This is a genomic window from Oscillibacter sp. CU971 (genome assembly GCF_905219725.1).
Classification (GTDB): Bacteria; Bacillota; Clostridia; order Oscillospirales; family Oscillospiraceae; genus Oscillibacter.
The window spans coordinates 1-7,722 of the sequence record NZ_CAJMXG010000140.1 but is presented as its reverse complement, the minus strand read 5'-3'; the positions used below and the strand labels follow the sequence as shown (position 1 = coordinate 7,722).

Below are 7,722 nucleotides of genomic sequence, written 5' to 3'. Positions count from 1 at the left end.
GCTATGACGGACTTGCGGGAACAAAGGTGGATCGCCGCCGCCCGGGAGGGGGACCAGGGGGCGTTCGAGGAGCTGGTGCGGCTCTATGAAAAACGGGTCCTGGCCCTGACCCTGCGGATGTGCCGGAACCCGGAGGACGCCGCCGAGGCCGCCCAGGAGGCATTTTTCGCGGCCTGGCAGGGACTGAAGAGCTTCCGGGGGGACAGCAGCTTTTCCACCTGGCTCTACCGGCTGGCCTCCAACGCCTGTGTGGACCTGCTCCGGCGGGAGGGGAAACGGCAGGCGGACGCATCCTTGGATGATGAGGATTTGAATCTGGATATTCCGGCTTCGATCCCGTCCCCCCAGGAGGAGGCGGAGCGCCGGGAGCTGCGGGAGCAGATCGAGGAGGGGCTCCGGGCGCTGCCGCCGGAATACCGGGAGGCGCTGGTGCTGCGGGAGATCCAGCAGCTGCGCTATGACGAGATTGGGAAGGCCCTGGAGCTGGACATCGGGACGGTAAAGTCCCGCATCAGCCGAGGGCGGAAAAAGCTGCGAAGTTTTTTGCTGGCGCGGGGGAACTTTTCTCCGCCGCCTCNGTCTAAAGAGACAGGAAAGGAGGGCCGTTCATGAAATACTGTGAGGAATACGCGGCCCTGTTGGACCTGTTTGTGGACGGAGAGCTGGCGCCGGAGGACATGAAACGGGTGGGGGATCACCTGGCGGGGTGTCCCGGGTGCCAAGCTTATGTGGACGACGCGCTGGCCATTCGGGCGTGCTTCCCGGACGCGGAAGAGANGGTTGTGCCGGAGGGCTTTGCCGGCGGCGTGATGGAGCGGGTCCGGGAGGCGTCCGGCAGGGAACGGAAAATTGTGGAGATGAAGCGGCGGGGAGTCCGGCGTTGGCTGGGCACGGCGGCGGCCCTGGCGGCTTGCTGCGCCCTGGTCGTCTTGGTGCGGACCGGCCCCGGCGGAGATACTGCCGCGCCTGCCGGGAACGCCGCCTGTGATACAACCGGCGTCATCGAAAGCGAAGGGGGGGGAATCGCCCCCCAGGCGGCCCCGGAACCAAAGGAAGACCCGTCGGAGGACATGCCGGAGGAAGCGGTCCGGGCGGCCCCCGCAGCGCGGTCGAAGGCGGCGGAGCTTTATAACGACGAAGTGACGCTGAAGGCGGCCCTGGCGGAAGCGGCCCCGGAGGCGGCGATGGACGATGAGCAATTCCACGTCTGCCCCCCCGCCTCGGAGAAGACGCTGTATCTGACCCGGGAAGAGGCGGGAGAGCTGCTGGACGGATTCGCCCCAATATGGGAAAGCGCAGTGGAATGGCGTTATGAGCTGAATGGGGAAGAGTACAGGGCGCTGCTGGAAGCCCTGAACCGGCAGGAGGAACTGCCGGAGGAAGAGGAGGGGCCCTTCTTGGTAGTGGTGTCGGGGCCCTTGGAATAAGAACGATCGCCCACAGGCCGGTTTCTTTCGGGAAACCGGCCTGCTGCTTTGGGCGGAAGCGGACGGTGTTGTAAGAACTGCACAGAGGTCATACCGGGTTATAAGCGTTTCGCCGGTATTTTACAAAAAAGGAGAAAAAAAGTCAAAAACCGCTTGACAAACAAGGAGGGGCGTGGTAATCTAACAAAGCTGTCTGACACGGCGGCTGGGGCGCAAGGGTTTGCGGTTCGGACTTGAAAAGTTTCCGAAAAAAACACTTGACAAACCGGAAACGGCGTGATAGAATAGCAAAGCTAAATTCTAAAGCGTGAGGCCCGGCGGCAGGCACGAAATGAGATGAAAAAATCTCAAAAAAGTGCTTGACAAACGGAGATGAACGTGCTAGAATAGCAAACGTTCCGCCGATGAGGCGTGTACCTTGTAAATTAAACAACGTAACGAAAAGAAAGCACCAGACGGAGCTCTTAGTTGTGNGAAATCACGACGGGAGAACCAAGGTTGTGGGTGAGTAGGGGGTAGTCAATTCTCCCGAAAGCAGCAACCAAAAAAATGCTTGAAGCTATGACAAATAGCTCTATGTTGGTTTGAACAGCTTAGCTGTTTAGATACCATTTTATAGAGAGTTTGATCCTGGCTCAGGACGAACGCTGGCGGCGTGCTTAACACATGCAAGTCGAACGGAGCACCCCTGAAGGAGTTTTCGGACAACGGATGGGAATGCTTAGTGGCGGACTGGTGAGTAACGCGTGAGGAACCTGCCTTCCANAGGGGGACAACAGTTGGAAACNACTGCTAATACCGNATGATGCGTTGGAGCCGCATGACTCCGACGTCAAAGATTTATCGCTGGAAGATGGCCTCGCGTCTGATTAGCTAGTTGGTGAGGTAACGGCCCACNAAGGCGACGATCAGTAGCCGGACTGAGAGGTTGGCCGGCCACATTGGGACTGAGATACGGCCCAGACTCCTACGGGAGGCAGCAGTGGGGAATATTGGGCAATGGACGCAAGTCTGACCCAGCAACGCCGCGTGAAGGAAGAAGGCTTTCGGGTTGTAAACTTCTTTTAAGGGGGAAGAGCAGAAGACGGTACCCCTTGAATAAGCCACGGCTAACTACGTGCCAGCAGCCGCGGTAATACGTAGGTGGCAAGCGTTGTCCGGATTTACTGGGTGTAAAGGGCGTGCAGCCGGAGAGACAAGTCAGATGTGAAATCCACGGGCTCAACCCGTGAACTGCATTTGAAACTGTTTCCCTTGAGTGTCGGAGAGGTAATCGGAATTCCTTGTGTAGCGGTGAAATGCGTAGATATAAGGAAGAACACCAGTGGCGAAGGCGGATTACTGGACGATAACTGACGGTGAGGCGCGAAAGCGTGGGGAGCAAACAGGATTAGATACCCTGGTAGTCNACGCTGTAAACGATCGATACTAGGTGTGCGGGGACTGACCCNCTGCGTGCCGGAGTTAACACAATAAGTATCGCACCTGGGGAGTNCGATCGCAAGGTTGAAACTCAAAGGAATTGACGGGGGCCCGCACAAGCGGTGGATTATGTGGTTTAATTCGAAGCAACGCGAAGAACCTTACCAGGGCTCGACATCCNGCTAACGANGNAGAGATACANTAGGTGCCCTTCGGNGAAAGNNGAGACAGGTGGTGCATGGTTGTCGTCAGCTCGTGTCGTGAGATGTTGGGTTAAGTCCCGCAACGAGCGCAACCCCTATTGTTAGTTGCTACGCAAGAGCACTCTAGCGAGACTGCCGTTGACAAAACGGAGGAAGGCGGNGACGACGACAAATCATCATGCCCCTTATGTCCTGGGCTACACACGTAATACAATGGCGGTTAACAAAGGGATGCAAAGCCGCGAGGCNGAGNGAACCCCAAAAAGCCGTCCCAGTTCGGATCGCAGGCTGCAACCCGCCTGCGTGAAGTCGGAATCGCTAGTAATCGCGGATCAGCATGCCGCGGTGAATACGTTCCCGGGCCTTGTACACACCGCCCGTCACACCATGAGAGTCGGGAACACCCNAAGTCCGTAGCCTAACCGCAAGGAGGGCGCGGCCGAAGGTGGGTTCGATAATTGGGGTGAAGTCGTAACAAGGTAGCCGTTCGAGAACGAGCGGCTGGATCACCTCCTTTCTAAGGAGACCTCGGACAGTGAAACACCTGTNNGTAACNTCCTGGTCAGCCGTTTGGGCTGATGAGTAGTTACGTTGTTTAATTTAGAGGGCATACGCCTTCGGAGGAATGAGGAGAGATGTGGGGATATAGCTCAGCTGGGAGAGCGCCTGCCTTGCAAGCAGGAGGTCGCCGGTTCGATCCCGNCTATCTCCACCAGACGGGCCTGTAGCTCAGCTGGCTAGAGCGTACGACTGATAATCGTAAGGTCGGTGGTTCGAGCCCACTCAGGCCCACCAAACAGAAGACAGCGTTTTGCTGTTGGATCTCAAAACCCAAAGGAATTTGGATTTTGAGATCTGGCTTCAAAAGAGGCTGGAAATACTGCACCTTGAAAACTGAACAATGTGATGAANGTNANGTAAGGCAACAGAGAGGCAAGCACTCGAAAGAGTGTGAAGCGTAAGTTTTAATTGTGGAACAACATCCGAAAGGATGAAGGGTAACAATTNCAATTTCGAAAAACTTCTTTGTGAAGCCTGCATAATTCATGAGAATAGCTATCTCAGTGAAACCTCGTTAAAAACTCTCGTCCTCCGTCCCCCGTAAAGTTCGCCAAAAACTGGTTTTTGGCGAAAGCGAGGAGCAACGGAGCGAAGCAAGCTCTTGCCAGAAGCCTTTAGGCTGGCGGCGGGAGCGCAGCAAGCGGAGTTTGCGACGAGCAGGTCAAGCTGAAAAGAGCGCAAGGGGAATGCCTTGGCATCAGGAGCCGACGAAGGACGTGACAAGCTGCGATAAGCTGCGGTGAGGAGCAAATATCCATTGACCCGCAGATTTCCGAATGGGGCAACCCGGCTGGACAATATCCAGTCAGCGTGCGTTGAATCAAATAGGCGTACGTGGGGAACCGCCTGAACTGAAACATCTAAGTAGGGCGAGGAAGAGACATCAACCGAGATTCNGTAAGTAGTGGCGAGCGAACGCGGAAGAGGCCAAACCGGAGGATTTATTCTCCGGGGTTGCGGACGATCATCACGTAAGCTAGTTTAGCAGAACGGTCTGGGAAGGCCGGCCACAGAGGGTGAGAGCCCCGTAAGCGAAAGGCGATGCTTATAGATCGGATCCAGAGTACCGCGGGACACGTGAAACCCCGTGGGAAACAGGGGGGACCACNCTCCAAGCCTAAATACTACCTGATGACCGATAGAGGAGCAGTACCGTGAGGGAANGGTGAAAAGGACNCCGGGAGGGGAGTGAAAGAGAACCTGAAACCTTGTGCTTACAAGCAGTCAAAGCGCGTTAAAGCGTGATGGCGTACTTTTTGTAGAACGGTCCGGCGAGTTATAGTAACGAGCGAGCTTAAGGCATTCAGTGCCGGAGGCGCAGCGAGAGCGAGTCTGAATAGGGCGTGTAAAGTTCGTTGCCATAGACCCGAAACCGGGTGACCTACCCATGAGCAGGTTGAAGTGGGGGTGAAACCCCATGGAGGACCGAACCGACCCCCGTTGCAATGGTGGCGGATGACTTGTGGGTAGCGGTGAAATTCCAATCGAACCCGGAGATAGCTGGTTCTCCCCGAAATAGCTTTAGGGCTAGCGTTGTATTAGATTACCGGAGGTAAAGCACTGAATGGTTTAGGGGCTGATAAAGTTACCGACGCCTATCAAACTAAGAATGCCGGCTAATTGATGTACAGCAGTCAGACAGTGTGAGATAAGTTTCATTGTCAAAAGGGAAACAGCCCAGACCCACAGCTAAGGTCCCTAATATACGCTAAGTGGAAAACGATGTGGAGTTGCGAAAACAACCAGGATGTTGGCTTAGAAGCAGCCACTCATTAAAAGAGTGCGTAATAGCTCACTGGTCGAGTGACTCTGCGCGGAAAATGTAACGGGGCTAAGCGTATAACCGAAGCTTGGGATTGTTCTTTGAACAGTGGTAGGGGAGCGTTCTGTATGGGGTGAAGTCGCATCGGAAGGAGCGGTGGACTGTACAGAAGTGAGAATGCCGGAATGAGTAGCGAGAATTATGTGGGAATCATAATGGCCGAAAATCTAAGGTTTCTTGGGGAAGGTTCGTCCGCCCAAGGTAAGCCGGGAGCTAAGGCGAGGCCGAAAGGCGTAGTCGATGCACATACGGTAGAAATTCCGTAGCCGCCGAAACTTAAACCAGAGGGACACTTTGAGATAACCGAACCCGGGCGTTGGTTGACCCGGGCGAAAGGGAGCGAAATATAGTAGCGAAGTCGGTGATGCTCAGAGGCGAGAAAAGCTCTGGCGTATGCTAAGGCGCCCGTACCGCAAACCGACACAGGTAGATGAGGAGAGAATCCTAAGGCCAACGGGAGAAGGGTTGTTAAGGAACTCGGCAAGTTGACCCCGTAACTTCGGAAAAAGGGGAGCCTCGAAAGAGGCCGCAGAGAATAGGCCCAAGCAACTGTTTACCAAAAACACAGGTCTATGCTAAATCGAAAGATGACGTATATGGGCTGACGCCTGCCCGGTGCCGGAAGGTTAAGAGGAGATGTCAGCNGCAAGGTGAAGCATTGNATTGAAGCCCCGNTAAACGGCGGCCGTAACTATAACGGTCCTAAGGTAGCGAAATTCCTTGTCAGGTAAGTTCTGACCCGCANGAAANGCGTAATGNTTTGGGNACTGTCTCAACAGCNCGCCCGGCGNAATTGTAGTACCGGTGAAGATGCCGGTTACCCGCAACTAGACGGAAAGACCCCATGGAGCTTTACTGCAGCTTAATACTGGAATTCGGTAATTCATGTACAGGATAGGTGGGAGGCTTGGAAGCACGGGCGTCAGCTTGTGTGGAGCCGCCGGTGGGATACCACTCTTGGATTGCTGAGTTTCTAACCTGCGGCCGTGAATCCGGTCGGGGGACACTGTTAGGCGGGCAGTTTGACTGGGGCGGTCGCCTCCTAAAAGGTAACGGAGGCGCTCAAAGGTTGGCTCAGCACGGACGGAAATCGTGCAGTGAGTGTAAACGCAGAAGCCAGCCTAACTGCGAGACCGACGGGTCGAGCAGTAACGAAAGTTGGAGTTAGTGATCCGGTGGTATGTGAGTGGAAATGCCATCGCTCAACGGATAAAAGCTNCCCTGGGGATAACAGGCTGATCTCCCCCAAGCGTCCACAGCGACGGGGAGGTTTGGCACCTCGATGTCGGCTCGTCACATCCTGGGGCTGGATTCGGTCCCAAGGGTTCGGCTGTTCGCCGATTAAAGTGGCACGCGAGCTGGGTTCAGAACGTCGTGAGACAGTTCGGTCCCTATCTGTTGCGGGCGTAAGAGATTTGAAGGGAGCTGTCCTTAGTACGAGAGGACCGGGATGGACATACCTCTGGTGCACCAGTTGTCGTGCCAACGGCACAGCTGGGTAGCTACGTATGGACGAGATAAACGCTGAAAGCATCTAAGCGTGAAACTCCCCCTAAGATGAGATCTCTCACTCCTAGAGAGGTAAGGGCCCAGGAAGACTACCTGGTTGATAGGCCGGAGGTGGAAGTGCAGTAATGCATGCAGCTGACCGGTACTANTAGCCCGAGGGCTTGACCTACAAAGAAATGCAGGCGGCCTGAAAGATAAGTAATCACATTGTTCGGTTTTGAGGGTGCAGGCAGTGTACCTGGAAGGGTATGCACCTTTAGCTCAGTTGGTAGAGCAACTGACTCTTAATCAGTGGGTCCCCGGTTCGAGTCCGTGAAGGTGCACCAGTTCTGAGCTGGGTGTATCCAGGGGATACACCTGGTTCAGAGAAACCCTCTCAAAGGTCCCGACGACGCGGCCCGTTGGTCAAGTGGTTAAGACAGCGGCCTCTCACGCCGTTAACATCGGTTCGAATCCGGTACGGGTCACCAAACTTTCTTTAAGAAGAAAGTGCTTGACAATTGAATAGAAGCGTCATATAATAGTTTGTTGTCTGGGTCTTACCCAGTTAACATACGGCGCAAGTTCGAAAGCTTCATCTCCATGATTCCGAGGGAAACCAGCGAAGCGTTTGCCGAAGAAAGCGAGGAGCAACGGAGCCAAGCGGACTTTGCGACGAGCAAGTTGGTGCTGATTAGAACGAGGGTCCACCCGTTCCCATTCCGAACACGGTAGTTAAGCTCGTTTCTGCCCACAATACTTGGCTGGCGACGGCCCGGGAAGATAGGTGGCGCCAACA

The 7,722-nt window shown here is 55.1% G+C and carries 2 protein-coding genes, 4 tRNA genes and 3 rRNA genes; all 9 read left to right on the top strand.

The window, feature by feature from the left end; translation table 11 throughout:
* Positions 1–612 (top strand): sigma-70 family RNA polymerase sigma factor (locus JX325_RS10300; protein WP_307819267.1); only part of this gene is annotated, 612 nt, incomplete at its 5' end.
* On the top strand, positions 609–1,427 hold the full coding sequence (locus JX325_RS18465) for an anti-sigma factor (protein ID WP_204791049.1): 819 nt from the start codon (positions 609–611) through the stop codon (positions 1,425–1,427). The genes JX325_RS10300 and JX325_RS18465, both read left to right, overlap by 4 nt.
* A gap of 612 nt (positions 1,428–2,039) precedes the next feature.
* Positions 2,040–3,569, top strand: a 16S ribosomal RNA gene (locus tag JX325_RS10290).
* 122 nt (positions 3,570–3,691) lie between these two features.
* Positions 3,692–3,767, top strand: a tRNA-Ala gene (locus tag JX325_RS10285).
* Positions 3,768–3,770: 3 nt separating this feature from the next.
* Positions 3,771–3,847: transfer RNA gene (locus JX325_RS10280), tRNA-Ile, on the top strand.
* A 425-nt stretch (positions 3,848–4,272) separates the two neighbouring features.
* Positions 4,273–7,113, top strand: a 23S ribosomal RNA gene (locus JX325_RS10275).
* A gap of 81 nt (positions 7,114–7,194) precedes the next feature.
* A tRNA-Lys gene (locus JX325_RS10270) sits at positions 7,195–7,270 on the top strand.
* Between the two features lie 69 nt (positions 7,271–7,339).
* Positions 7,340–7,414 (top strand) — tRNA-Glu (locus JX325_RS10265).
* A gap of 192 nt (positions 7,415–7,606) precedes the next feature.
* A 5S ribosomal RNA gene (rrf, locus tag JX325_RS10260) occupies positions 7,607–7,722 on the top strand.
* The 16S, 23S and 5S rRNA genes sit together here with 4 tRNA genes alongside, the layout of an rRNA operon.